The following is a 24,851-nucleotide window of genomic DNA, read 5'->3' as shown; positions in this document are numbered from 1 at the left end:
TATCACTTTCCATTATCAGGAACCATTTTTACTGCTCCATGCTCTCTGCTCCATGCTCTCTGCTCTCTGCTCTCTGCTCTCTGCTCTCTGACCCATTCCCCTATCTTCTGCCTGTCAAATACTTTTATTCTCCCCTCCATTTGCGGGAAAATATTTTTTCAGGATACTTTATATCTGTAAGGAACAATCCCTGCGGAGGAGCCGAAGTTCCAGCCAGGCACCGGTCTCCTGCTTCAATAATTTCACAAAAATCATTAACCGAAATTTTTTTTCTCCCCACATCGAGCAGAGTCCCGACAATGGCACGAACCATATTCCTCAGAAAACGATCGGCACTGATAACAAATACATAACGATTCCCTCTCTTTTCCCAGAACGCATCACGTATTTCACAAAAATTCGTTTTATTCCCCCCATGAAGCCGTGCAAAACTGGTAAAATCGGTATAATCTTTCAGTCTTTCCGCCGCCAGGTTCATCAGATCAAAATCGGGTATAAACCACGGCCGGTGGGTCACCCCTTCCAAAAAAGGATCTTTATACAAGATCAAATGGTATTCATACGACCGCGACAGGGCATTAAATCTGCTGTGCGCCTCGTCCGGCACCTGTGACATCGAATAAACGGCTATGGAAGACGGAAGCATGCTGTTCAACTTACGAAGTAAAACATCATCTTTAAACGGAAGAGCATCTTCCACATCAAAATGGGCCACAAAATAAGAAGCATGAACTCCGGTATCGGTTCTTCCGGCACCGGTGAGTAAAACAGATGACTGTATAACGGTAGAAAGCGTCTGCTCAAGAGTTTCCTGAACAGTAATGGCATTGGGCTGTTTCTGCCAACCATGAAAGTTTTTTCCGTTGTAGGCTAATTCCAGAAAATATCGGGGCATAATAAACTTATTGCTTTTTGATTTTCTACAAAGTAACAGATTCTCTGTCAAAACAGGCCGAATTTCTACAATGATTAATATTTTTTTCATTGACAGTTTTCCCGACTTTTTGTACCTTAAAAGTTCGGAAACAAAACTCAAAGGGCCTTACAAAACCATAAAACACAACGAATTATGGAAAAAACAAAGCCCGCCTTCTACAATAAAAAATCAGTAGAAGCTGTCGCTATGGTTCTTGAACAACTCTTGAGATCGCAGGAGAACGGCGACATTGAAGCTTTTGCAGGTTGCTTCCTTCAGAACGATTATGTCGTACACATCGGAACCGATATTGATGAATTTTTTACTACATGGCGAAGCTACTTCCATTGGATTGAAAATGTTTTAGATTCCCGGAAAGGACATGATATCAACGAAAAAGATACCCGTATTCGAATTAGTGATGACGGAAATACGGCGTGGTATTCCCAACTGATTGATACCTGTTACGAAACCAAAGGAGAACTGACACGAATAGAAGGTTTCCGGCATACCGGGGTGCTGATAAAATCGCCTGAAGGCTGGAGAATTGTTCAGAGTCATGTTTCGGTGCCAATTAATCCACCGGAATCGCCGGGTTTGTAGAAATCGGGTATTCACATAGAAGAGATGATTGGGTGTTGGGATTGTCAGAGTTGTGAGGTTGTTAAAATGTTATTTGGTAGATTTAAAGAGAGCCCGTTTATATAAGGATTTACATGAATTTTTAACTAAAAACAGAAGCCCATGAAAAGACAAGTTGGCATTTGGATGAACACCGATAAAGCGGTGTTAGTGAGTTTACTGAATGGAAAAGAGGAAAAAGTCCAAACCATTGAATCTGAAGTTGAAGCACGTGCCCACAACCCCAGAGAATCTAAACCTGGGGCCAAAACCGGCGCTGTACTTATGGATTTAGACAAAAAGATGACCCAGCGCAAAAACCATCAGTTACATGATTATTTTGAAAAAGTAATGCATTCAATCAACTCCGATACAGGAGAAATATTTATATTCGGACCGGCTAACACTAAAAAGCATTTCGAGAAGGAACTGAAAAAACATTCACAATTCAGTTCCAAGAAGCTCGAAATTGAACCGGCCGACAGAATGACGCAGCCACAAATGATTGCAAAAATCAAAAAACATTTCACTAACAATGGCCATAAAAGCTGAACTTTTTAATTCAAAACCATTAAGCATCAAAACAAACAGTATCAAAGATGCCTGCTGCTCTCATGCAGGCATCTTTTTTCTGTTTTTTTTATTTTTTCTGTTTTCTCCGCATGCTATGCAACATACAGAAGCACAATCTTTCAAAGAGGAAAGGGAGGCAATGGTACGTTCGCAGATAAAAGCCAGGGGTATAAACTCAGAGGCTGTTCTTGAAGCCATGAGAAAAGTACCACGCCATTTATTTGTCCCTTACAATATGCGCGAATATGCTTATACCGATCGCCCTCTTTCGATTGGTTTCGACCAGACCATCTCGCAGCCATACATTGTTGCCTATATGACCGAAGCGCTCGGAGCAAAACCGGGCGATAAAGTACTTGAAATCGGGACCGGATCGGGCTATCAGGCGGCAGTTCTGGCTGAAATGGGACTGGAAGTATATACTATTGAAATCATACCCAAACTGGCCGAAATGGCTCAGGAAAATCTTAAAAACAACGGATATGACAATGTAAAAGTGAGATGCGGAAACGGCTATAAAGGCTGGCCCGAAGAGGCACCTTTCGATGCTATAATTATCACCGCAGCTCCGGAGAGCATTCCGCAAACGCTGGTTGACCAACTTAAAATCAACGGTACAATGATTCTTCCGGTTGGACCGGTTCACAGCATTCAAACCCTGAAAAAAGTGGTCAAAAAACCCAAAGGCATTAAGCAAACCACCCTTTTGCCTGTCCGTTTTGTTCCCATGATAAAATCGTATCACTAAAAATGGATTGGAAATACCAACTTAACCGTCTTTTTGAAGAATTCTCAAAAGAAGAGCTTTTGAATGCACTTGCAGCAAACCCTGAAGAAGTCAGCCGCCTTATCCAAATTATTGAGTCGCCTCCAGAGAAAACAGCATGGCGGGCTGCCTGGATCATAGACCATTTCAACCAACAATATCCGGAATTAATCAGTCCGTATCTCCCCGAACTGCTCAGGATTCTCAAGGAAACAGCATACAATGGTGCGCGCAGGTCATTGCTGAAAATAATGATTAGCCATCCCAATATGCACAGCGAAGACGGCGAATTGCTGGACAGGTGCTTTCACTGGACATGTTCTCCTTCTGTTCCCATCGCGGTGAGAGCTCACGCTATGCAATATATTCACGAGCTCTTGCCCGTTTATCCCGAGCTTAAAAACGAATTCCAAATATGTCTCGAATCAGCTGTTCATGACGAAAGCAAAGGGGTAAAAGGAAAAGCAGGAAAACTACTCGAGAAACTCAACAAGAGAGAATGAGAGAATGAGAAAATGAGCTGATGAACTGATGAACTGATGAGCTGATGAGGGAATGAGCGAATTATCAGGAACCATGCTCTCTGCTCTCTGCCCCATGCCCTCTGCCCCATGCCCTCTGCCCGTCAGACACCTTTATCTGTTAACATAAAGTATCTCAACAGGTTAAATCATCTAACCTCTAACATCTAATCCATTCTATTGTCGCTTAAGTTTATCTCTAAATTCTTTTCTGAATTTGTCCATTTTGGGATTAATAACAACCCGGCAATAAGGTTGTGAGGGATTGTTTTCGAAATAATTCTGGTGATAATCTTCAGCCATATAGAAAGGGCCGGCAGGTGCCAGTTCGGTTACAATGGGGCTGCTGAAAACTTTCTTTTTTCCCAGCTCACCAATTATCTGTTCAGCCGTTTTCTTCTGCTCTTCATCATGGTAAAAAATAACAGAACGGTATTGCGTTCCTACATCGGCCCCCTGCCGGTTTAAGGTAGTGGGATCGTGAACAGAAAAAAAGATGGTGAGTATTTCTGCGTAAGAAATAATTGCAGGATTGAAAAATATCCGCACCGCTTCGGCATGACCGGTGAGTTCGGAGCATACTTCACGGTAAGTAGGATTGGCAATTTTTCCGCCACTATACCCCGATTCAACTTTTTCAACACCTCTTACTTCTTCAAAAACAGCTTCAATACACCAAAAACAGCCGCCTCCGAGTGTAGCAACCTTTTGTAAATCAGACTTCCCGGTTTGTGCCATAACTGGATAAACAATTAAAAATGATAAAAGAAAAACACGAATCTGTCTCATAATTAGTGCCTGTCTATTAAAGTAGGAAAATTTTCTACGTATCATGTATCTGTTCAGAAAGTACCGGTTGCAAGGCTTGCGAAGTCCGAAAATACGCAGTTTACTCATCGTAAATGAGTAATTTTCGGACGAGCGTAACACAGTAAATGGCACTTTTATGGACAGACACTATTTTAATTAACAACCGTACTTGTCCGAATGTTGAGTAAAATCTCAATCATTCTCCCTTCTGCATCAAAAAGCCTATCTTTGCAGAAAAAATTTGACAGACCAATATCACATAACCGACTGGTTGCCCACTACTGCCAAAGAAGTTAAAGAGCATGGCTGGAACCAACTGGATGTCATCCTGTTTTCGGGAGATGCTTACATAGATCATCCCTCATTTGGTGCTGCTGTGATCGGCAGGGTGTTGCTTGATATGGGACTCCGGGTGGCCATAGTCCCGCAGCCCAACTGGAGAGACGATCTGCGTGATTTCCGGAAAATGGGAAGTCCCAATCTGTTTTTTGGCGTCACTGCCGGCAACATGGACTCCATGGTAAACCATTACACGGCGGGTAAACGACTAAGATCAAACGATGCCTATACCCCGGGAGGTAAAGCAGGATTCCGACCCGACTATGCTTCAGTGGTCTATACCAAAATATTGAAGGAAATCTATCCCGACGTTCCGGTTATCCTGGGTGGAATTGAGGCCTCCATGCGTCGTTTTACCCATTACGATTACTGGAGCGATCAATTAAAACCCAACATTTTATCATGGTCGGGCGCCGATATGATGATCTACGGTATGGGCGAACATCCGCTGAAAAATCTGATAACCCTTCTTGAAAAAGGTGTCCCCTTCCGGAATCTGACAACACTTCCCCAAACCGCAATATTGCTGGATAAAAATGAAAAACTTCTCAAAAACAAGAGATGGACTGACCTTGAGCTTCACTCCCACAACGAATGCCTGGAAAGCAAAGAAAAGTATGCTTTGAATTTCATGCACATCGAAGAAGAGTCCAATAAAATGTACCCTGCCAGGATTCATCAGATTACCGGAAACCAAAGAATTGTTGTGAATCCGCCTCTTCCTCTGTTATCTGAAAAGGAGACCGATTATGCTTATGATCTTCCTTACACGCGTCTTCCGCATCCAAGGTATAAAAGCAAAGGAGAAATTCCGGCTTTTGAGATGATTAAACACTCGGTAAATCTTCACAGAGGTTGTTTCGGAGGATGTAGTTTTTGTACCATTTCGGCCCATCAGGGGAAATTCATTGCCTCGCGTTCCGAAAAATCAATTCTTGCCGAAGTAGAAAAAATTACGAAAGTCAACGATTTCAAAGGGTATCTTTCCGACCTGGGCGGGCCGAGTGCCAACATGTACAAAATGCAGGGGTTCGATTTATCTGTTTGTGAAAAATGCAAACGTCCCTCCTGTATTTTCCCGGCTGTTTGCCCCAATTTAAATACATCGCATCAGCCGCTGATTGAAATCTATCATAAAGTTGATACAACAGAAGGTATCAAAAAATCATTCATCGGAAGTGGAATCCGTTACGATATTCTGCTTCATCCAAAAGCAGGAGATGAAGCAAAAAGAAGTCACCAAAAATATATTGAAGAAATAATTACCCGTCATGTTTCCGGTCGTTTAAAGGTTGCGCCCGAACATACATCAGAGCGTGTCCTGCGTAATATGCGAAAACCTTCGTTTAAGCTGTTTCGGAGATTCAACGACATCTTTAACCGGATAAACAAAAAACACGGTCTGCACCAACAACTCATCCCGTATTTCATATCGGGGCATCCCGGTTGCGAAGAAAAAGACATGGCCGAACTTGCTGCAGAAACCAAAAATCTTAATTTTACACTGGAACAGGTACAGGATTTCACCCCAACCCCGATGACGCTTGCAACAGTTATGTACTACAGTGGCCTCAATCCGTATGGTTTAAAGAAAACTTATGTGCCCCGTTCAAAAGAAGAAAAACAAAATCAACGGCAATACTTTTTCTGGTATCAGCCCCAAAAAAGAGATCAACTGAAGGCACGAATAAAAAAAGCAGGATGGACTGACGTGTACAATACCCTGTTTGGGAACAATACCAGGAAGACAACAAAACGGAATAAAATAAAATAGTTGACAGGTTTTTGATGGCAGAGGGCATGGGGCAAAGAGCATGGCGCTTTGTTTACAAAGAAATCCGCCACAAAAGGATATGTATAAAAGTCGCAAGCTCCATTAGGCCAATAACTTAAGTAAATTATATGCTAATGAAACGAGCATGACAAAGTTTGTCACAAGAGAACATGTATAAACTCCAATCATGCGAGTTCCATCAGACCAATAACTTAGACTAATTTTATACTGATGAAAAAATCCTTCGCCTCGGTCTTCACAATCCTTTTAATTGCAGGTTGTGCTGAACTATCACAAGTTGTTAAAACAATCGACACCAACCGACCGTTAACGCAAACAGAAGTTATACGCGGCCTGAGGCAGGCTCTTATAATTGGAGCCGATTCCGCATCCGGCCGACTTTCAAGAAAAAATGGCTACTACGGTGATGACCTGGTGAAAATCACTCTGCCCCCCGAAGCTGAAGTAGTAACCGACAATCTTTCTAAAATACCCGGGGGAGACAAACTGGTAGAAGATGTGATATTACGAATCAACCGTTCTGCAGAAGATGCTGCCAGTGAAGCTGCTCCCATCTTTGCAAAAGCCATTTCGAACATGACCATTCAGGATGGATTTGAAATTCTTAACGGTGGAAAAGACGCTGCCACGCAATATCTCAGGTCTCAAACTTACAACGAGCTTTTCTGTCTCTATCAACCCAAAATAAAAGCCAGCCTCGATAAAAAAATAGTCGGAGAACTCTCTACTAATGAGTCCTGGGAAACGCTCACAGGCCAGTGGAACAGAGTAGCAAACTCAATTGTCGGTCAGATGGCGGATTTGGAAACCGTTGAGACCCAACTTGACAAGTATCTGACAAATAAAGCACTCGATGGCCTGTTCTTAAAACTGGCTTTGGAAGAAGAAAAAATACGAACCGATCCGGCGGCAAGGGTAACTGAATTACTGAAGCGTGTTTTCGGAGGTTCATGAGACAAATAAACGTCCCTGCCACGTATTTCTTTGTTTCATTCTTTTCCGAACCATTTCAACCAGTTGAAAGTTTTTCAGTCCCCATTTGGGAGCTATCAAAAGATCGAAAGGCGCCTGACTTGCCAGTCGTTCCATTACAATTGCCGGATTTAAACGTTCCAAAAAGGCGATAACCAGATCAATGTACTCATCGGCATGGAAAACCCTGAAATTTTCGGGGTTTTTAAGATATTGGTATCCCAGAACTGAGCCCCGGACATATTGAAGCTGATGCAATTTCAAATAGTTTAATGGCAAATGCGACAAAATATCGGCATGTTCCAGTATCATCTCGTTGGTTTCACCCGGTAGCCCCAGAATAAGGTGACCCCCCAAAGGAATTCCGGCATTGTAGAGTCGCTCTATGGTTTCCTTTGTTTCCTGAAAAGTATGACCACGGTTGACTCTTTTAAGTGTTTCCTCATTTGTTGACTCTATCCCCAATTCAACAACAATATAGTACTGCTCCTGAAGTTTTTGGAAATACTTAATCAGATCATCAGGAACGCAGTCGGGACGAGTGCCCACGACCATACCTTTTATTTGCGGGTGTGACAGTGCTTCTTCATAAAGCACTTTCAATCTTGCCAATGTATCGTAAGTGTTTGTATAAGCCTGAAAATAAGCAAGGTAGTATTGGTCAGGATATCGTTCAGCGAAAAAAGAAATCCCCTGATCAAGTTGTTCTGTGATGCTCAGACCCGCTTTACAGTATCCGGGATTGAAAGTATCGTTATTGCAAAAAGTACACCCCCCTCTTCCTTTTGTTCCGTCACGGTTGGGGCACGTAAACCCAGCATTGAGTGATAATTTTTGCACTCTTCCGTTAAATTTACGCCGGATATAATTGCTGTAATCGTTGATTGGATTATCGTGTCCCCAGGGAAATGCTTTTTCGGGCATGTTTTTTTTGCAAAGATAAAACATTCACAGAACTCATGTCTTTTTCATGATCAATGCAGCGATATGTTCAAGTGAGACGGTCTTATCAACCGCTCCAAGTTTTATTGCTTCGTGCGGCATGCCAAAGACAACACACGATTTTTCATCCTGAGCAATGGTATAAGCGCCGGCTTCTTTCATCTCCAACAATCCGCGTGCGCCATCATTCCCCATTCCCGTCATTATTATTCCTACCACATTGGCTCCCCCACAATAAGCCGCTGAGCGAAACAACACATCCACACTGGGTCGATGCCGGTTGACCAGTTGTCCATCCGTAACTTCCACGTAATAACGTGCCCCACTCCTCTTTAACAAAGTATGCTTGTTGCCAGGAGCAATCAAGGCTCTTCCGCGGATAACGGTATCGTTGTTCTGTGCTTCTTTCACAGAAATATCACAAATATCGTCAAGCCTTTTGGCAAACGAACGGGTAAATTCTTCCGGCATGTGCTGCACAATTACAATACCGGGACAGTCGTGAGGTAAACCTTGCAAAACATGCAGCAAAGCTTCGGTTCCCCCGGTAGAAGCACCAATAACAACTACCTTTTCGGTGGTTTTTAGCATACTTCCATGCCTGGTCTTACCAGGTATTACAACATCGGCCGAATAACGGGGTTCAACTTTGATAACCGGGGGTAATGTAAATTTCTTTTTCGGCCGGGTATGAGCTGCTGCAAAGATGGCATCGCATATCCGAATACGGGATTCCTCAAAAAACTCTTTGGTCCCCATTTTCGGTTTGGTGATGATCTCTACTGCACCATATTCAAGAGCTTTCATGGCAGTTTCAGTACCCTTTTCCGTCAGACTTGAAATAATAACAACCGGAAGAGGATGTTGCGACATAATCCGCTTTAAGAACGTGAGTCCGTCCATACGGGGCATCTCTACATCAAGGGTGATTACATCGGGGGCTTCCTTCAACATTTTCCGGGCTGCTATATAAGGATCGGAAGCTATTCCGATCAGCTCCAGGCGACCATCCGTTTTTATTACTTCGGACAAAGTCTGTCTTACGACGGCGGAGTCGTCAACAACAAGGACTTTCACTTTGGGCATGCAACAAATATTTAAATTGCAAGTTAAAAAACTTCAAGAATTCGGGAATTCAATAACAACAGGCTGAAGGGGACAACTTTCCGTATTTCAGAACATTAAATTCAGATGTTTGCACTTAAGGCATTGATTTATAAATATTTCGTCAACATACTACCAACATCACCTCCTTGACCTTCATACCAATTAACAAATTAACAAATTAACCTATTGACCTATTGACCTATTGACCTATTAACCTAATCATCAGATATTTTTCGAAAAACCGTTGGCCTTACGGAAGCAAGTGGCAATTGCATATCTATAAGCGACTCCGAATGCCCGATAAACAAATATCCACCGGTTTTCAAATGCCTCAATAATTTCCTTATAACCGATTCCTGGGTAGGGCGGTCAAAATAGATCAACACATTCCGGCAAAATATGACATCAAACCGTTCAGGAACTTTAAAGGTTTCATCCATAAAGTTGATACGGCTAAACTGTACTTTGCTTCGTATTTCAGGAACGACTTTGTATAAATTTTTGCTTTTGTCTTTGCTTCGCATAAAATAGCGGTGAAGAAAATATTTTGGCACCGGAGCCACCCTTTGTTCGGTGTAAACGGCATTGATTCCTTTTTGCAAAACAGCAGTGGATATATCACTTGCCCTTACATAAAAATCAAACCGGTATCCCCGTTTTATGAAATCGTCAATTACCATAGCAATGTTGTATGGCTCTTCGCCACTGGCACACCCCGCACTCCATACCCTGAATGGTTGACCTTTGTTTGCACGGACAAATTCCGGTAATACAACATCGGTCATAATCTGAAAATGTACCGGTTCACGAAAAAAATCCGTCTTGTTAGTACTCACAGCATCGATCATGTGAATCAGCTCGGTTGAGAACCCTTCCTTACTGAGAACATGACTCGTATAATCTTCGAAAGTTGTAAAATTTAATGCGGTAAGCCGTTTTTTCAGCCGGGCCTGAAGCATAACCTTTTTGGCCGGAGGCATTTTTATACCGGTTTCGCGGTTTATTATTACTGAAAGGGTATTAAAATCCTTGTCGGAAAGCTCCGCTTTGTAAATTTCGCTTATCAAATTTTTAAAGGTTTTTCAGAGAACAACATCACAAATAAATAAACTAAGTCTGGCGATCTATATTAATGGAAGGCAACAAGACCGCCAGACTGGCAAAATAGTCCTACAAATATAAGACTACAAAAAAGAATCAACGACTTATCTTATCAGAAGCGTTGAAAATCCTCATCGTTTTTATCTGTTTCGTCGATATTTAAATCTACCCCTTTTGATTGGTTTTTAGATTTATCCGATAAAGTCGAATGAGAAGAATTTCCGGTAGATTTTAAATCAGTTTTCTCTTTTTTCAAAATATTACTGTTCTTCTTTTTTCTGAAATTTCTATGATCGACCTTGAAATAAGAAACAATTTCTCTCATCTGCTCAGCTTGACCAGCCAATTCTTCTGAACTCGAGGCCATTTCTTCCGAAGCAGCAGCATTTTGCTGAACAACCTGATTTAGTTGCTGTATAGCAGTATTAATTTGGTCCGCACCTGAATTCTGTTCCATACTTGCGGCAGAAATTTCCTGAATTAGTTTTGACGTTTTTTCCATTTCCGGGACTATTGTCTCGAGCAATTTGCCGGCTTCAACCGCAACATTAACCCCTTCAGCAGATAATTCATTAATCTCTTCGGCTGCAACCTGGCTTCTTTCCGCAAGCTTCCTAACCTCTTCTGCCACAACAGCAAAACCTTCACCGTGTTCTCCGGCTCTTGCTGCCTCCACTGCAGCATTCAAAGCAAGAATGTTGGTTTGATAAGCAATATCTCCAATGATCGAAACTTTTGATGCAATTTCTTTCATTGATTTTGCTGTAATATTAGAGCTCTCACTACCTTTGATAATGCCCTCAGCCGCCTGTTTAGCAATTTTTTCTGTTTGCATTGCGCTATCAGTATTTTGCTGAATATTGGCAACCATCTGTTCCATAGAGGAAGATACCTCTTCAGCTGATGAGGCTTGTTCATTTGCTCCCTGAGACATTTGCTGCGAAGTAGAGCTCATTTCCTGACTGGCGCTTGTAATGTTGTCGGCCCCTGCCATGATATCTCCAATAATTTCCTGAAGTTTGTCAGACATACGTTGCATAGCTCTGGATAACTGACCAACTTCATCTTTTTGGGAAAGATATTGCTCCTCCACATCAACGGTGAGATCTCCATCTGCAATTTTCTCAGCGAATGCTACCCCTTTGTTAATACCTTTCGTTATTGATTTGGTAATGAAGTAACTCAACAAAGAAGCGATAATCAAACCAATTATAATTGCTGTTATAATTAAGATATTACTGGCCAGATAAATATCATCACCCGTCTTATTCTCATCGCTTGCCTTTTTTCTGTTAATTCTTGTAAGTTCATCAATATCGGACATAACTCCTTTGTGAAACTCCGCTGATTCAACAGTAACAGCTTCATTCAGTTCGAGAAGGATTTTTTCAGCCTGGTTCGCTTTCTGGGCAATCAAATCCAAATAATTAACGATTTTCTCAGCAGCAGGTTTTGTTACTTCCTGAAAGTAAATATTTGCTTCCTGAATATTTCCCTGATTGATTAAATTTTTTATCTGTTGAACCGACAAATGAAATTCCTGGTGGGGTTCACGCAAATCATTAATATAAGAGATGATTTCAGCATTCTCGGTATTAAAATTAACCGACCAGTTGTGCAACGCACATTCTTCGATACCTCCACCTTCAAGAACAGTTCCGTTATGAATAGCATCCAGAACTTCTTTTTGAAGAATATAGTGTTCAGTAACAAATTTTTCAATTTGCTTAATCAATTCCTGAGGATCAAGAAGACCCATTTCGACAAACCGGGTAGCAAGCCTCTCAACATTTTGTTTATTGTGGGTTTGCCAGGCACCTAAATCTTTAATAAATTTAACATAAATACTTTCTTCATCTTCGGTCATTTCTAATTTTTCGTATCGGCTCAGAGCATCCAGATAAGTTTCCCTCGCCTTGGAAATATTTATCATTATTTGTTCCCTTTCTTCCCGACTGACATCGGCGTCCAAGATTTGATAATAACCCTTTTGCACTCTTTCTAAATTAGCCTCAACAGTCCCAAGATGCTCAATACCAGGCAATCTTACGTCTGATACAGAATTTAGTAAATTGCCAATACGGTTCAGGCTTATCATTCCGGTAATACCAATTGCCAATGCAATTATGGTAATTAAAGAAAAACCGGTAACAATTTTGCTTCCAATTTTAAAATCGCTGAATTTCATTCCAATTGTTTTATTTTGTTAAACAAAAATTTGACTATAATAACAAATTAAAAATTAACTATTGTTATTTTCATTTTCTACCGACTCACGAACCTTTTTTATATCCTTTATGCTGAAAACGTCGTTTGACTTCAAGATTAAATTCATATCAAGGATCATGTAAAACTTCTCTTCAACCCTGGTCATTCCGGAGATAAAATCAGTCTTGAATTTTTTTCCAATACTCGGGGGAGGTAAAATCTGTTCTTCCTTGATTTTCAGAACGGACTGAACAGAATCCACTAAAATCCCCAGCATTATGGCTTCATTGTCCAATTCAGTTTCTATTACCAGTATGCAAGAGGTTTTTGTGCTTTGAAAAGGAGGTAATCCAAACTTGATGTTTAAATCCAGGACTGGCAGAACATGTCCCCTTAAATTAATAACCCCTCTCATGTAATCCGGTGTCCTTGGTACCTCTGTAATATCAACCAGTTCAAGTATTTTTCTGACCTGACTGACATGTAAGGCAAAAATTTCATCTGCCAAACAAAACGACAGATAGGCATCTGTAATTCGTTTTTTAACTTTATCCATAATAATCTATTTTTTAATTAACAAGTATTTTACTATCAAAGGCATAAACAAGAGCATTGGTATCTAATAACAGAGCGATAGAACCATCACCCATTATAGTAGCTGCTGAGAAATATTTATTTTCATCATAAAGTTTTCCGAGAGGTTTAAGCACACTTTGAATCTTTCCTATTACTTTGTCAACTGCGAGTGCAAAAAAATCGCCATGATGGTTAATAACTATCATCTGCATTATTTCAGGAGGCGGAGCATCAACATTTAACTCCTTTCGTAAATTCAAAAAAGGTATTTTAGTACCCTTAAATTCAACTATTTCCTGAATACTTTGATCCAAACTAAGAGATTCTTTAAAAAAGATATGCTCAACTACTGATAAAGGAATAATATACTGAGAATCAAACACTCTAATCAACAAACCATCTATTATAGACAGCACCAATGGTAAAGTTATTGTTATGGTCGTCCCTACATTTTTTTCCGAATCAATTTTGACTGTACCCTTGACTGCATTAATATTCTGCCTGACCACATCCATTCCCACTCCTCTTCCTGACACCTGTGTAATATTTTCTGAGGTTGAAAATCCGGAAGTAAATATTAAGTTCATAATTTCCTGATCCGACAAATCGGAATTGGCGTCTATCAGATTTCTTTCAATTGCTTTTTCTTTTACCTTATACAGATCAATTCCCTGACCGTCGTCCTCAATTTTTATTATGACATTGGCACCGGAGTAAAATGCTTTTAATTGAATATGTCCTGTCTCCGGTTTCCCTTTGGCGTTGCGAACCTGAGGGCTCTCAATGCCGTGATCTATGCAATTTCTGATAATGTGCAGCAAAGGATCAGACAAATTATCAATCATTGATTTGTCAATTTCAGTATCACCCCCCTCAATCTGGAGCTTCACTTTTTTCCCTAGTTTTGAACTCAAATCTCTCACTAATCTCTGAAATCTTACAACCAGTGAATTAATCGGGATAAGGCTCATATTTAAAATACCATCACGAAGTTGTGACGTAAGTTTTTGAAGGGAATCTGTAGCAGACTGAAGTCCGGGAACCTGATTGGCTGCTGAAATCAGATTCAACTGCTCCTGAACAATAACCAGTTCACTAACCAAACTCGTTAAAACATCAATTTTTTCTGTAGAGACCCTGACTGAATTATTCGAATTATGGTTATTAAAACTGTCAATCTCATACTTTTTATTGCCTTTGTTTCCCTTGGTTTTACTTTTAAATTCGGTTTTGTTTACCGATTGGCTTTTGTGAACCAATTTCTTAACAGAAGGAAGATTTATTGGATTATTCCGTGAGGCTATTTCATTTAGTGTTTTTACGAATTGCTCTGATGTAAATAAATTTGTATTGCTTACTTTATGTATTTCTAAAGTAGATTCACTTTCAACAAAAATGAAAACATCAGATATTTCTGACACTTCTTTGTTCGTTGCTAAAAAAATATCCCAATATATATAGCTCTGTTTTGGGTTAATTTCATTGAAGTCCGGAACTTCACCTAGACCCGGGATAACAAACCCCTCACCCAGTTCCAAAAGGTCATCTATCAAATACAAGAGATTTGTTCCGTTTTTTAATATATTTTTCCCCGGATAAAAATGTATATAGTAAGTTGCAGTTGCCTCTTTTAAATTGTCTTCAGATGAATCGTGTACAGAATTTTCTTTTTGCTGCAATTTTCTTTCTTCCTTTTTCAAATCCACAATCTCCCTGAAAGAGGCTACAATTTCATTGCATTGTTCGCTTACTGTTTGCAAAATATCCTCATCCGTAACTAATAATTTCTTAAATATGTCTACCGCATTAAATGTCAAAGAAATGATTCTTTGTGAAAGCACTATTTCTCCGGATCGAACCAGATCATAAACTGTTTCGATGTGATGCGTAAACTCACTTAATTTATTGAACCCGAACATGGAACCACCCCCTTTTAAAGTGTGCAATCCACGGAAAATGCTTTCAATATGATTATTATTGTCAGGCGTCAGCTCCAGCTCCAACAATATCTGCTCTATCTCGGTGATATTGTCGAGGGCCTCGTTAACAAACTTTGTTTTAAATTCACTTGGTAGATCCATAAATGAAAAATCGTATAGTATTACTTCTTCAGAGTTACTACTGAGACTAAATTTTATGCTTCCTATTTCGTGCGTGTCTATAAACCCGCAAAAATTTTTACAATATGTGTGTCTGTTCAGGAAGTGTCATTTACAAGGCTTGCGAAGTCAGAAAATACGGAGTTTACTCTTCGTAAGTGAGTAATTTTCGGACAAGCGTAACACAGTAAATGGCACTTTATGGACAGATACTATTTCGTATAAAATCTGATTGTTAAGGTTCAGGATTTTCGGAACAGGCAGAATGAAACTCACATGACAGATTATACACATCATCTATCGACACAATCCTTTCATGCTCACTTCATTATTAGACCTGCTCATTCTATGTTTCTCCAGGATAATATTCTAAAACTTTTTTTCTCAACTGCCATATATCCACGGGTTTAACATAATACTCCTCAATGCTCATCTTTTTGATTTTTTGTCGAATTTTGGGAGAATCGGCAGAGGAGATTACGATTACCGGAATTGTTGAAAACTTTTTATGGGACTTCAGAGAATCAAAAAATTCAAACCCCGAAACAGTCGGCATAATCAAATCAAGTAATATCAAACAAGGTGTTTGTTCCCGGATAAACCTCCAGGCTTCTGAAGCGGATGAAACTGAATGTGCTTTAAGCCCGCTTTTTCTTAAGAGCTCTTCAAAAAGAAACCGATTTGTTCTGGAGTCATCAACAATTAAAATATATGGTTTCATTCGTATAAAATTTGTTTTTTAAGGTCAAATGGAACTCTTTCCAGCCTGCCCCGATTTATCGGGGAGTAATCGGGACTCGTTTCATATAAATCAGTAAGTGAAAATTTGATCACAGCTTTAATACGATACTTTACTACCCAAGGATTACAGAATTCCAGTGACATCAATCATCGCAGAGCGGTGAGATAAATCACCAGCCTGGAATACTGAGAATATTTTCTCAGCATTCTGTTGCAATAGCTTATTACAGAAATCTGCCTGCAAAGTATTTTAATGCTGAGATTACAGATTAGAAAAAGCATGAAGGCCCGTGTTCCATTTGAAACAGGCATGGAGTTATGATTTATCAAACAAAAGGAGAGTTGTACTGTTTTTTTTGGAAAGGTCCAATATCAATAGATCGTTAGATTTTTAGATACAAGATGTAAGATAATCCGTAAAATATTGATAAACTGCATCTTAATAAACCTATATTAAGAAGCATAAACAATTGGTTTGCAGTGTATTGTAAAAGTTTAACGGAGTATTGTAAGAGAGAACCAAAAAAATTTAACAATCCGGATTGTTCCCCAATTGTCTTCATCTATGAGCCGTAAATCCTTATTTATTATAAGACTTTTTAAGAGCTTCACGGCTTTCAACTATTTTTTTCAATATATTAAAAGCTTCAGCGTGCTTTTTACTATTTACGCGTCTTAAAATTTTATCTGCATTTGCATGAGATACACCTAAAATTTCAGCAACCTGTTTAATATCTCCTAACTTTTTATTCCTAAAAATTTCGTTTTTAGTCATTTTCTGAGTTAGTTTTGTCTTAAACACCGGACAAATATAATGACTTTTTTCAATAGGACAAATAACATTATTTAGACACTTTTCATTATGCATTCAAATATTATTTCCAGACTGGAAGAATACATGACTGATAAGAAGTTAAATAACAATCAGTTGACGAAAATTGCAGGATTGTCTGTCGGTCTTGTTGCCAAAGCAAGAAAAACAAGAAGAGGACTTCATTCTGAAAGTATTGAAAAAATATTGAACGCTTTTCCTGACATCAACCCATCGTATCTTTTGACAGGAAAAGGTGAAAAATACAGGAAAAAAAATCCGGTCATCCATGACTCGTCGCAAAATATTAATGAAACTATTAAAATCTTATTGACAATCATTAAAGAAAAAGACGCCAGAATAGAAGAATTAAATCAAAAAATTGGTTCTTTAAAACAACAGATCGGCAAACAAGTTGAGGCCTCTAAGCAACAGGAGAAACAAGATAATTCTAAAAAGTACAAATAGTGAAGGGCAATAATCTTCCTAAAAAACATCTTCCCATTTTGCAATAAAATCTTTCATATTAATCAATGCTCTACTTTTTGCAAAAAAAATTCCAAAAATAAAATCTGAATTGAAACAATAAAATGAAAACTTTCATATATATTCGTCGTATATAATGAATATTTTCACAATAATTTTCGTTTATCGAGTTTGAAATTTCTGGTAATTCTATAGAAAAAATGAAAATGTGACAGAATGATTACGTTTAAAAAAGCGTATCCATCTTTTTAAACGATGTACTATGAAAATAAATAATTACCGAACTATGAAACTATATAAGAATTTGAGAACAGGAATTACAAAAAGCAATATTCAAAATTACGAATTCTGTTTTTTCAGTCTGTCCAAAACTCTTCAAGTAAAATTTTTTACATAGCTACAAAAAAAATTGTAGCATTCCAATTATCAAATTAATCCGGATTATTGACTTCGTCAAGCTTCGTTTCATAAAGAGTCACTGTTTCTTACAGCGATAAAGATTCATCACCTAAATACACAAATGGATACAATTGCAAAAACCAATTATGACATACCTTTAAGACATTTTTTTAAGGAGCTTACAGAGAATGAATTTAAACACCTGGAGAACAATTGCTTATATGCCAACTATAAACCCAAAAATATAATTTTCAAGCAAAATACTCCAGCCACTCATGTCTACTTCATAAAAAGTGGCTTTGTGCAATCTTTTTATGAAAAGGAAAAAACCATTTTGAAGATTTCCGGTCCAGGGGAAATACAAGGAATTACATCTTTTTTCGACGTGCCATACTATAAATATGATTTATCGGCAATAACAGAAGTCAATGTAGTTATTATTGAAATTAAAGCTTTTTTGGCTGCAATAAGCAATAATACTTGTTTGGCCACTAAAATATACAAAGCTATGGCCAAAGAGTCAGATTTTTTTCAGAAAAGATTATTAAAACTCACGAAATCACAACTACCTGGAAAAGTTGCGGAAACATTACTTTATTTTTACAATCTTCAAGGATGTGTCAACCCATTCAAGTTGCTCTTAAGTCGTGCCGACTTAGCTCGATTTGCGGGAACTTCAAAAGAAAGTTTCATCAGAACATTGAGTGAACTAAAAAACGACAGAATAATATCTATAGATAACAGAACTGTTAAAATAGAAAGTATGGATATTATTGAAGCATTAGCAAGATTGGGATGATTACCCTCTTAATCAATTGGAACTATCTCTTTAACACGATCAACTATTCCATGAATATCAATAGGTTTAGAAAAGAAATCTACAGCACCGCTTTTCAGCAGCATATTAATGGTATCCTGCTCATTCAGTGCTGATACAATAATTACCGGTATATTTCCATACTTTTCATTAGATTGCAATTTGCTTAACATATGGAATCCGGAAATTTTGGGCATCAGCAAATCCAGGAGAATAAGTTTTGGTAGCTCCTGATGAATTAATTTCCACCCTTCATTTGCCGACCTTGCACTCTTAGTTTTATACCCTGCTTTTTCTAAAAGCGCCTCCAGAAGGATATTATTGGTTTCAGAATCATCAATTATCAGAATATAATCTTCTTGTTCTGTCTTCATTTTAATTCAATTGGATTTATCGGTATTAAGGAATCTACCATTTCTTCGTGAAAAGAAACATAATATTATGTTTCTCAAAATATTTTGTACAAAAATAGAAAGAATTACGTAAAAAAGCAGTCCGATTATCGGTGATTTACATCACCGGTCTGCCTGCTTCACACCAATATACCGGGATATTTTATCAACCAACACCCGGCGGTCAACAGGCTTGGGCACAAAATCATCACAGTTTGTTTCGGACAATTTAGTACGGTCAAAATTAATGTCGGAAGCAACCTGTGCCAGGATAGGAATATCGGGATATATGCTTTTAATTTGTTTTGCAGTTGTAAAGCCATCCATATCCGGCATTTTCAGATTCATCAATACAAGATCGATTTTACTTTTGTTGCGGCATGTTTCAATGGCTTGATTTCCAGTGGATGCTCTTAGAACATTGATCATTTCTTCACCAAACCCTTTTATGAGGATTTCGCGAAGTAGCATAAAATTTACCTCATCACTCTCAGCAATGAGGACGCAAAATTTGTTTCTGAACTTTTCCCCCACCAGCGCAGTGTTTTCCCTGGTTACCAGTGAATCAATATCGCTGCTGTCGGGCCAGAGGTCAAAATAGAATACAGAACCTTTGCCGGGTTCAGAATCAACGTGAATCCGGCTTCCCATCTTCTCTATGATGCGAGAGGCTATTGTCAGTCCAAGTCCGTTTCCGCCAAAAGATCTGGTGGCCCCCATGTCGAGCTGATAAAACGGTTGAAAAATAAGATTGTACATATCCGGCTGTATTCCGATGCCGGTATCTTCAACAAAAAAGCGAACAGCACCTCCAATTTGGTGACAGCCGAATTTAACATGTCCCTCTTTGGTGAATTTTACAGCATTGGAAAGGAGCTTTTCGAGTACCTGCCTCAGGCGCGACGAATCGACCGATATGGTGGCCTGTTGAAGAGACTCATCAACAACGGGTAACTCAAGCTTTACCGGCGGAACCGTTTGGTTTTTGAATGTTTCATGAAGTCCAAGCAGAAACCCTTTCAGCCTGACAGGACTGCTTCTAAGTGTCAGGTTACCTGCTTCCAGTTTACTGATATCAACAATATCGTCGACCACACCAAGCAACCGGTGGGTAGATTCAATGACTATGGACAGGTAATATTCCTTTTTTTCGTCGCTTGTCCCCGGCATTTTTGCCAATTCTGAAAAGCCAAGAATAGCATTCATCGGGGTTCTTATTTCGTGCGACATGTTTTGCAAAAAAGCAGCTTTCAGAATTTCACTCTCACGGGCCTTTTCACGGGCATCAATTATTTCCTGCTCAAATTTTTTCTTTTCAGTTATGTCCTGTTTTATCCCGACATAGTGGGTAATTTCTCCCCGGGGATTAACGATGGGTGCAATTATGGCCCATTCGAAATAAAACTCGCCGTCTTTTCTCTTATTGATGAATTCACCCCGCCAAATATTTCCCGATTCTATCGTGCTCCATAACTCTTCATAATCTCCTTCGGGAACAAGACCCGATTTTAAAATACTGGGGTTCTTCCCGATTATTTCATCCCTGCTAAAACCGGTAAGCTCACTAAAAGCGGGATTAACATATTCGACAGTTCCTCTGGTATCTGTAATTACAATGGAGACCGGGCTTTGTTCTACTGCCCTCAAAAGTTTCCGGATATTTTCTTCGGTCTTGCTGTAAGACAATACATTTTCATTAACGCCAACAAAAGGTTGGTTAAAAGCAGATGAAGCGGCCTCTGTAAACCAGCAAACCACGAAGTCGTTTTCAACTCTCCGGGCAGTGATCAGCATCTTTGTGCCGATTTCATTGAAATAATATTCTTCCTTTACTTCGGTTTCGGAATGCCACAAACCGGATAAAAACGAAAACCAGTTAAACGGCACTTCATCTTCTTCTTTTACAACGTGCGGTGGTTTTCCGAACATTTTTCTGTAGGCAGCATTGCACTCTTCACATTCGAAAACCAAAGGCCGGCTTTCGGTGTTTAACCTGGCTCTGAACAGAATACAAGGCTGCGGATTTTTTTCAAAAATGACTTTGTAAAGTGACATCCCTTCCTTTCCCTTCTTGTTGATATCTGTGAATAATAACGGCAAAAACAGTGTGAAATTATACGGGTGTGTACTAAATTAGTTACGATTTGAAATGAATTCATTGATAACAATTATTAACAATATTATTAGCAATATTAGATAAACATCACGTATTAAGGGGGTACTCTTCGGTTAGATGGAAGTAACCGGCAGGCAGAAGTGGAGAGCAGGGAGCAAAGGGCAAGGAGCAAAGGGCAGGGAGCATGGGGCAGAGAGCATGGGGCAGGGAGCATGGGGCAGAGAGCATGGTTTCTGATAATTCTCTCATTCCCTCATCAGCTCATCAGCTCATCAGCTCATCAGCTCATTCTCTCATCAGCTCATTCTCTCATCAGCTCATTCTCTCATCAGCTCATTCTCTCATCAGCTCATCAAAGCATGGGGCCTGGGGAAAGTGGCTGAACACTTCCGGTGGTCGCTGAATCTGGAAGTGGTGGAAGGGTGATAAGGTGGAATTTGTTATGGTTGTTCCTTATTTATCTCAAAATCATCAGCATCCATCCAGGCAGGAAATTTTTCTCTGAATTTCCGCAGCTTTGCCAAATCAATATCCGCATAAATAACAGATTCATTTTCTTTTGAAGGATAGCTCACGATCTCACCTTTGGGAGAAAAAACCACCGAACCGCCTGAATAGGAAACCCGGGGGTCTTCACCACTGCGGTTGACCCCTGCAACATAACACTGGTTCTCAATGGCGCGTGCCTTCAGTAGCGCTGCCCATGCATCCTGACGGACAGCCGGCCAATTGGCCACGTAGACCAGCAAATCGTAATCGTTGCGGTTTCGGCTCCAGACAGGAAAGCGCAAATCGTAACAAACCTGGGGAAGAATTCGCCAGTCGGCATAGTTAAATATTTTCCGCTCATTCCCGGGTAAATAATGGTATTGTTCCTCTCCCATCCTGAAGAGATGGCGCTTGTCGTAAAAGTCGATGCCGCCATCGGGGGTGGCAAAATAGAACCGATTAAAAAACCCGTTCCCGGCGCTGGTTACAGAACTGCCGCCGAGGGCCATTCCATATTTTACCGACATATTTTTTAACCACCCCGGAACTTTTTTCAGTTCCTGCTCCTCCACTTTTTCAGGATGCATGGTAAAACCCGTCGAAAACATTTCGGGCAGGAAAATCATTTTGCAATCCGGGGAAACATCATCAAACAAAAAATGAAAGTGATCAAGATTGTGCCGGATGTTTTCCCAGTATAAAGCAGTTTCTATAAGCGCAATTCTCATTGATACAATCCCTCCAGCCATTTTTCAATTATATCACGAATATCACCATTCTCTTTTCCATGATGATTAACCATCACCGCGAAAACCAGCGGACTTTTGTTATCCTTAAAAATATAACCCGCATATCCCAACACATCTTTCATAGAACCGCTTTTGCCGTAAACAACTCCCGCCAAAGGAGGTTTGCGCCACATATACTTCAATGTTCCGGAGCGACCACTAACGGAGAGTGAATTTTTATAGGTCTCAAAAAGCGTTTCTTCTTCATAAATATTTGTCAGCATCTCAACCAGGAAAGCCGGCGACAAAGTGCTTAACGGTGCAAGTCCGCTACCGTCATTGATGCCAATGTAGTAGTCCCCGGCTTTATCTTTCCAATAATCCCTGATTACGCGAATACCTCTGTCCCATTCGGATTCCCTGTTATTGTTTTCAGATTTTCCCAATGCAACCAACAAATGATCGGCTGCCAGGTTAAGACTGTGCCGATTGATTTCCCTGATTATTTCTGACAAGGGAGGAGACTCAATTTGACCGATTAGATGCGCGCTATCCCTCCACTCATTATTCCCGGATTTAACAAAGCCAATTCCATTATTTCCCTGCAGGAGACCGGCTACCTCCGAAGCAAATGTTAGTCCGGGTTCGGGCAAAGCACCTTTGATCTCAAACCAGTCACGTCCGGCAGGAATTGAACCACGTATCTCCCACTCATCGAGTCCCGGAAGGCCGTAAATATAGGCGCTGTCGCGGTTGTGCGAGGCCGATAATACCCTGCAGCTGAATGTCAGATCAGAAGTATAAGGTACGACAGAAACTACATGGCATGTTTCGCCAACTTTTTTGGGTGATTGGAGTACCAAAGTAAAAGAATTGTCACGCCACGACAAAGCAGCAGGCGGAGCACCATAATAATTTCCCATGTCTTCCCAAAGCCGTTGTGAGGGAAATCGAGAACCTTTTAAATAGCTTTCGTCTACAACTATTCTGCCATTAATCCGTTCTATCCCCTTCTTTTTCAGAAATTCACCAACACTTGAAAGAACAGAACCGGGAGACTGACCAGGAAAATAATGTGACCCGAGTGTAGGATCACCGCCTCCTTCTATAATCAAATCGCCATTTAATGTGCCATTGATAATTTCTCCCGTAATCCGGAAGTGAGTTATGAACTTATAGTTTTTGCCCAGAACATCGAGGGCAGTGGCAGTGGTTACCAGTTTCATCAGGCTGGCAGTTATAAGATTCTTGTTCGGATTATGTTCGAAGACAACTCTGCCGGTATTTAAATCTTTAACAAGGGCCGAAACTGAGGCATGCCCCGGGACATCCTTCAATGCCTGCGACCGGGATGTCAAACTGAAAAGGGGAAGTATCAATAAACCAAAAAGTAATCCCCTCCGTCTATTCTTCAATTCCGTATTGTTCATCAAGCTTTTTCTTTTCCTGTATGCGAACTGCCAGGTGGGTGTAATACTGAGTAGAAATATCTTTCTCCATTTGCGAAACCGACAACGCTCCCAGTTCCTTATAAGCTTCTATCGAACGATAAGCCCAGGCAGCAGCTTCACGAAACTCACCAAGCACTTCCATCCCGAGGGCCAGGTTAAAAGCCGCTCTGGCTCTTTGTTTGTCCGACCCGTTCTCGTAAACATGATACCAGATTCTGTTGGCCTCTTCCCAGTTTCCCCCGGCAATCAACTCCGATGCCCTGAAAAACAAAGGATGTCCATGGGTATAGTAGCGTCTGACTTCACTATTCCAGCCCGGGGCAACGTAGTCGGCATATTTTTCACCTGCATGCTGAGCTGCCATCTCCAGTGCTTTTCTGATGGATGGAAGCTCCTCTGCGGCCTCCATCAAAGAAAGGCCTGCTCCTTCCCAGAAAATAGTATCCCGCTGAAAATGGACATCCATGATTTCTCCATTTAATCCATTATGTATTCTCCAATAAGAATTGCTGCGTGCATCCAGAGTAGAATAATAAAAATCGGGTGTATCGGTAATACGAAGCGTTGTTCCGTAATCGTAATAATCAAGGGATATCACGGCCTGTGCATTATAATGTCGCAGCAGGGAGTCAATTTCGAAGGCTGACAAGGGAGACAAAGGATTTTCCAATGCCGGATTCTTAAAGGAACCTTTAGCAACATGTACCGAATCAAAAAATTGTTTGCTTTCCAAAGTCGCGGAAAAGGACTCAATGACTCTTTTCCCGAAATCTTCAACCCGGATTGTGTCAACCGAATATTTACGATCGGGCAGAATAATCTTATTAACCGCACTGTCTGATCCGTTAAACGGTCTTGCATTGTCAACAACCACAACGGAAGCGATCTCAACAGGTATTTCTATTTCAGCAGGCTTTAGCACATCCAGTTCAATGGTTGAATAAGATGCACAGCCACTAAGAAATACAATTAGGACACCAAATATCCATTTCCTGACTCGGTACATGAAAAAAAGATTTTGAGCCCGGTCTAAAAAGCATCTTTATTGCCAAACTCTGTGTTGTTTTAAATTTTT

The 24,851-nt window shown here is 40.1% G+C and carries 25 protein-coding genes; 9 read left to right on the top strand and 16 right to left on the bottom strand.

The features are described from left to right. Positions 1–2: 2 nt before the first annotated feature. A complete protein-coding gene (locus OQ5_RS23415; protein ID WP_016776481.1) occupies positions 3–140 on the bottom strand; it encodes a hypothetical protein in 138 nt (45 codons plus the stop codon). Continuing rightward, positions 125–985 carry a tRNA pseudouridine(38-40) synthase TruA gene (gene truA / locus OQ5_RS0105255; RefSeq protein WP_255297395.1) on the bottom strand — a complete coding sequence of 287 codons (861 nt, stop codon included), beginning with the start codon at positions 983–985 and terminating at the stop codon, positions 125–127. The genes OQ5_RS23415 and truA overlap by 16 nt, the downstream gene beginning before the upstream one ends. An 84-nt stretch (positions 986–1,069) precedes the next feature. Here truA and OQ5_RS0105245 point away from each other — a divergent pair, with 84 nt between their 5' ends. The 4 genes from OQ5_RS0105245 to OQ5_RS0105230 all read left to right on the top strand — a co-directional run bounded on the left by OQ5_RS0105245 (position 1,070) and on the right by OQ5_RS0105230 (position 3,379). Continuing rightward, on the top strand, positions 1,070–1,519 hold the full coding sequence (locus OQ5_RS0105245; RefSeq protein WP_044107581.1) for a nuclear transport factor 2 family protein: 450 nt from the start codon (positions 1,070–1,072) through the stop codon (positions 1,517–1,519). 141 nt (positions 1,520–1,660) lie between these two features. After that, on the top strand, positions 1,661–2,089 hold the full coding sequence (locus tag OQ5_RS0105240; RefSeq protein ID WP_016776477.1) for a hypothetical protein: 429 nt from the start codon (positions 1,661–1,663) through the stop codon (positions 2,087–2,089). Further along, positions 2,073–2,858: a protein-L-isoaspartate(D-aspartate) O-methyltransferase gene (locus tag OQ5_RS0105235; protein WP_016776476.1), complete on the top strand. Its 786-nt coding sequence runs from the start codon at positions 2,073–2,075 to the stop codon at positions 2,856–2,858. Before OQ5_RS0105240 ends, OQ5_RS0105235 begins: the two co-directional genes overlap by 17 nt. Positions 2,859–2,860: 2 nt before the next feature. Next, positions 2,861–3,379 carry a hypothetical protein gene (locus OQ5_RS0105230; protein ID WP_016776475.1) on the top strand — a complete coding sequence of 173 codons (519 nt, stop codon included), beginning with the start codon at positions 2,861–2,863 and terminating at the stop codon, positions 3,377–3,379. A gap of 195 nt (positions 3,380–3,574) precedes the next feature. Here OQ5_RS0105230 and msrA read toward each other — a convergent pair whose 3' ends face one another. Further along, complete coding sequence (msrA, locus tag OQ5_RS0105225) at positions 3,575–4,186, bottom strand: peptide-methionine (S)-S-oxide reductase MsrA (protein ID WP_016776474.1); 612 nt, start codon at positions 4,184–4,186, stop codon at positions 3,575–3,577. 262 nt (positions 4,187–4,448) lie between these two features. Here msrA and OQ5_RS0105220 point away from each other — a divergent pair, with 262 nt between their 5' ends. Next, positions 4,449–6,320 (top strand): YgiQ family radical SAM protein, encoded by a 1,872-nt coding sequence (locus OQ5_RS0105220; RefSeq protein WP_016776473.1) that lies wholly within the window; start codon positions 4,449–4,451, stop codon positions 6,318–6,320. Positions 6,321–6,551: 231 nt separating this feature from the next. After that, the gene (locus OQ5_RS0105215; protein WP_016776472.1) at positions 6,552–7,295 is read left to right on the top strand and encodes a DUF4197 domain-containing protein; all 744 of its coding nucleotides are present in this window, start codon (positions 6,552–6,554) and stop codon (positions 7,293–7,295) included. On the opposite strand, the gene OQ5_RS0105210 is transcribed toward OQ5_RS0105215, so the two are convergent. The 8 genes from OQ5_RS0105210 to OQ5_RS0105175 form a co-directional block, all read right to left on the bottom strand. Beyond that, positions 7,290–8,237, bottom strand: a complete 948-nt coding sequence (locus OQ5_RS0105210) for a TIGR01212 family radical SAM protein (protein ID WP_044107591.1) — start codon at positions 8,235–8,237, stop codon at positions 7,290–7,292. The two genes, OQ5_RS0105215 and OQ5_RS0105210, sit on opposite strands and share 6 nt — an antisense overlap. A gap of 33 nt (positions 8,238–8,270) precedes the next feature. Continuing rightward, positions 8,271–9,341 carry a protein-glutamate methylesterase/protein-glutamine glutaminase gene (locus OQ5_RS0105205; RefSeq protein WP_016776470.1) on the bottom strand — a complete coding sequence of 357 codons (1,071 nt, stop codon included), beginning with the start codon at positions 9,339–9,341 and terminating at the stop codon, positions 8,271–8,273. A gap of 236 nt (positions 9,342–9,577) precedes the next feature. Next, positions 9,578–10,429 carry a CheR family methyltransferase gene (locus OQ5_RS0105200; RefSeq protein ID WP_016776469.1) on the bottom strand — a complete coding sequence of 284 codons (852 nt, stop codon included), beginning with the start codon at positions 10,427–10,429 and terminating at the stop codon, positions 9,578–9,580. A gap of 146 nt (positions 10,430–10,575) precedes the next feature. Continuing rightward, complete coding sequence (locus tag OQ5_RS20360) at positions 10,576–12,651, bottom strand: methyl-accepting chemotaxis protein (RefSeq protein WP_016776468.1); 2,076 nt, start codon at positions 12,649–12,651, stop codon at positions 10,576–10,578. Positions 12,652–12,705: 54 nt separating this feature from the next. Then, a complete protein-coding gene (locus OQ5_RS20355; protein ID WP_016776467.1) occupies positions 12,706–13,227 on the bottom strand; it encodes a chemotaxis protein CheW in 522 nt (173 codons plus the stop codon). A gap of 13 nt (positions 13,228–13,240) precedes the next feature. Next, the gene (locus tag OQ5_RS0105185; protein ID WP_016776466.1) at positions 13,241–15,328 is read right to left on the bottom strand and encodes a chemotaxis protein CheA; all 2,088 of its coding nucleotides are present in this window, start codon (positions 15,326–15,328) and stop codon (positions 13,241–13,243) included. Between the two features lie 364 nt (positions 15,329–15,692). Continuing rightward, on the bottom strand, positions 15,693–16,067 hold the full coding sequence (locus tag OQ5_RS0105180) for a response regulator (RefSeq protein ID WP_016776465.1): 375 nt from the start codon (positions 16,065–16,067) through the stop codon (positions 15,693–15,695). A 600-nt stretch (positions 16,068–16,667) separates the two neighbouring features. After that, positions 16,668–16,862 carry a hypothetical protein gene (locus tag OQ5_RS0105175; RefSeq protein ID WP_141638856.1) on the bottom strand — a complete coding sequence of 65 codons (195 nt, stop codon included), beginning with the start codon at positions 16,860–16,862 and terminating at the stop codon, positions 16,668–16,670. 87 nt (positions 16,863–16,949) lie between these two features. Here OQ5_RS0105175 and OQ5_RS21910 point away from each other — a divergent pair, with 87 nt between their 5' ends. Next, a complete protein-coding gene (locus OQ5_RS21910; RefSeq protein WP_016776463.1) occupies positions 16,950–17,366 on the top strand; it encodes a hypothetical protein in 417 nt (138 codons plus the stop codon). A gap of 538 nt (positions 17,367–17,904) precedes the next feature. Further along, positions 17,905–18,582, top strand: coding sequence for a Crp/Fnr family transcriptional regulator (locus OQ5_RS0105165; RefSeq protein WP_016776462.1), 678 nt, complete (start codon positions 17,905–17,907; stop codon positions 18,580–18,582). An 8-nt stretch (positions 18,583–18,590) separates the two neighbouring features. Here the strand turns inward: OQ5_RS0105165 and OQ5_RS0105160 are convergent, their stop codons facing one another. Beyond that, complete coding sequence (locus tag OQ5_RS0105160; RefSeq protein ID WP_016776461.1) at positions 18,591–18,974, bottom strand: response regulator; 384 nt, start codon at positions 18,972–18,974, stop codon at positions 18,591–18,593. A gap of 141 nt (positions 18,975–19,115) precedes the next feature. Further along, complete coding sequence (locus OQ5_RS20345) at positions 19,116–21,092, bottom strand: ATP-binding protein (protein WP_141638855.1); 1,977 nt, start codon at positions 21,090–21,092, stop codon at positions 19,116–19,118. A 200-nt stretch (positions 21,093–21,292) separates the two neighbouring features. Between OQ5_RS20345 and OQ5_RS23190 the strand changes: the two genes are divergently transcribed. Continuing rightward, positions 21,293–21,511, top strand: coding sequence for a hypothetical protein (locus OQ5_RS23190; protein ID WP_141638854.1), 219 nt, complete (start codon positions 21,293–21,295; stop codon positions 21,509–21,511). 37 nt (positions 21,512–21,548) lie between these two features. On the opposite strand, the gene OQ5_RS0105145 is transcribed toward OQ5_RS23190, so the two are convergent. Genes OQ5_RS0105145 through OQ5_RS0105135 form a run of 3 tightly spaced genes read right to left on the bottom strand, consistent with a single transcriptional unit; the run spans position 21,549 to position 24,782 of the window. Further along, positions 21,549–22,346: an amidohydrolase gene (locus OQ5_RS0105145; RefSeq protein WP_255297394.1), complete on the bottom strand. Its 798-nt coding sequence runs from the start codon at positions 22,344–22,346 to the stop codon at positions 21,549–21,551. Beyond that, positions 22,322–23,755, bottom strand: coding sequence for a D-alanyl-D-alanine carboxypeptidase/D-alanyl-D-alanine endopeptidase (gene dacB / locus OQ5_RS0105140; RefSeq protein ID WP_016776458.1), 1,434 nt, complete (start codon positions 23,753–23,755; stop codon positions 22,322–22,324). The genes OQ5_RS0105145 and dacB overlap by 25 nt, the downstream gene beginning before the upstream one ends. Next, positions 23,730–24,782: a DUF6340 family protein gene (locus OQ5_RS0105135; protein WP_016776457.1), complete on the bottom strand. Its 1,053-nt coding sequence runs from the start codon at positions 24,780–24,782 to the stop codon at positions 23,730–23,732. The genes dacB and OQ5_RS0105135 overlap by 26 nt, the downstream gene beginning before the upstream one ends. Positions 24,783–24,851 lie beyond the last annotated feature (69 nt).

This window comes from Anaerophaga thermohalophila str. Valhall (genome assembly GCF_000250735.1).
GTDB classification, from domain to species: domain Bacteria; phylum Bacteroidota; class Bacteroidia; order Bacteroidales; family Marinilabiliaceae; genus Anaerophaga; species Anaerophaga thermohalophila_A.
Note: the sequence above shows the minus strand (reverse complement) of the source record. Positions and strands in the feature narration are given on the sequence as shown.

Bases quoted from the DNA above. Each gene is read 5' to 3' on its own strand.
- OQ5_RS23415 (WP_016776481.1), bottom strand. From the start codon at position 140: ATGGAGGGGAGAATAAAAGTATTTGACAGGCAGAAGATAGGGGAATGG.
- truA (WP_255297395.1), bottom strand. From the start codon at position 985: ATGAAAAAAATATTAATCATTGTAGAAATTCGGCCTGTTTTGACAGAG.
- OQ5_RS0105245 (WP_044107581.1), top strand. From the start codon at position 1,070: ATGGAAAAAACAAAGCCCGCCTTCTACAATAAAAAATCAGTAGAAGCT.
- OQ5_RS0105240 (WP_016776477.1), top strand. From the start codon at position 1,661: ATGAAAAGACAAGTTGGCATTTGGATGAACACCGATAAAGCGGTGTTA.
- OQ5_RS0105235 (WP_016776476.1), top strand. From the start codon at position 2,073: ATGGCCATAAAAGCTGAACTTTTTAATTCAAAACCATTAAGCATCAAA.
- OQ5_RS0105230 (WP_016776475.1), top strand. From the start codon at position 2,861: ATGGATTGGAAATACCAACTTAACCGTCTTTTTGAAGAATTCTCAAAA.
- msrA (WP_016776474.1), bottom strand. From the start codon at position 4,186: ATGAGACAGATTCGTGTTTTTCTTTTATCATTTTTAATTGTTTATCCA.
- OQ5_RS0105215 (WP_016776472.1), top strand. From the start codon at position 6,552: ATGAAAAAATCCTTCGCCTCGGTCTTCACAATCCTTTTAATTGCAGGT.
- OQ5_RS0105210 (WP_044107591.1), bottom strand. From the start codon at position 8,237: ATGCCCGAAAAAGCATTTCCCTGGGGACACGATAATCCAATCAACGAT.
- OQ5_RS0105205 (WP_016776470.1), bottom strand. From the start codon at position 9,341: ATGCCCAAAGTGAAAGTCCTTGTTGTTGACGACTCCGCCGTCGTAAGA.
- OQ5_RS20360 (WP_016776468.1), bottom strand. From the start codon at position 12,651: ATGAAATTCAGCGATTTTAAAATTGGAAGCAAAATTGTTACCGGTTTT.
- OQ5_RS20355 (WP_016776467.1), bottom strand. From the start codon at position 13,227: ATGGATAAAGTTAAAAAACGAATTACAGATGCCTATCTGTCGTTTTGT.
- OQ5_RS0105185 (WP_016776466.1), bottom strand. From the start codon at position 15,328: ATGGATCTACCAAGTGAATTTAAAACAAAGTTTGTTAACGAGGCCCTC.
- OQ5_RS0105180 (WP_016776465.1), bottom strand. From the start codon at position 16,067: ATGAAACCATATATTTTAATTGTTGATGACTCCAGAACAAATCGGTTT.
- OQ5_RS0105175 (WP_141638856.1), bottom strand. From the start codon at position 16,862: ATGACTAAAAACGAAATTTTTAGGAATAAAAAGTTAGGAGATATTAAA.
- OQ5_RS21910 (WP_016776463.1), top strand. From the start codon at position 16,950: ATGCATTCAAATATTATTTCCAGACTGGAAGAATACATGACTGATAAG.
- OQ5_RS0105165 (WP_016776462.1), top strand. From the start codon at position 17,905: ATGGATACAATTGCAAAAACCAATTATGACATACCTTTAAGACATTTT.
- OQ5_RS0105160 (WP_016776461.1), bottom strand. From the start codon at position 18,974: ATGAAGACAGAACAAGAAGATTATATTCTGATAATTGATGATTCTGAA.
- OQ5_RS23190 (WP_141638854.1), top strand. From the start codon at position 21,293: ATGGGGCAGAGAGCATGGGGCAGGGAGCATGGGGCAGAGAGCATGGTT.
- OQ5_RS0105145 (WP_255297394.1), bottom strand. From the start codon at position 22,346: ATGGCTGGAGGGATTGTATCAATGAGAATTGCGCTTATAGAAACTGCT.
- dacB (WP_016776458.1), bottom strand. From the start codon at position 23,755: ATGAACAATACGGAATTGAAGAATAGACGGAGGGGATTACTTTTTGGT.
- OQ5_RS0105135 (WP_016776457.1), bottom strand. From the start codon at position 24,782: ATGTACCGAGTCAGGAAATGGATATTTGGTGTCCTAATTGTATTTCTT.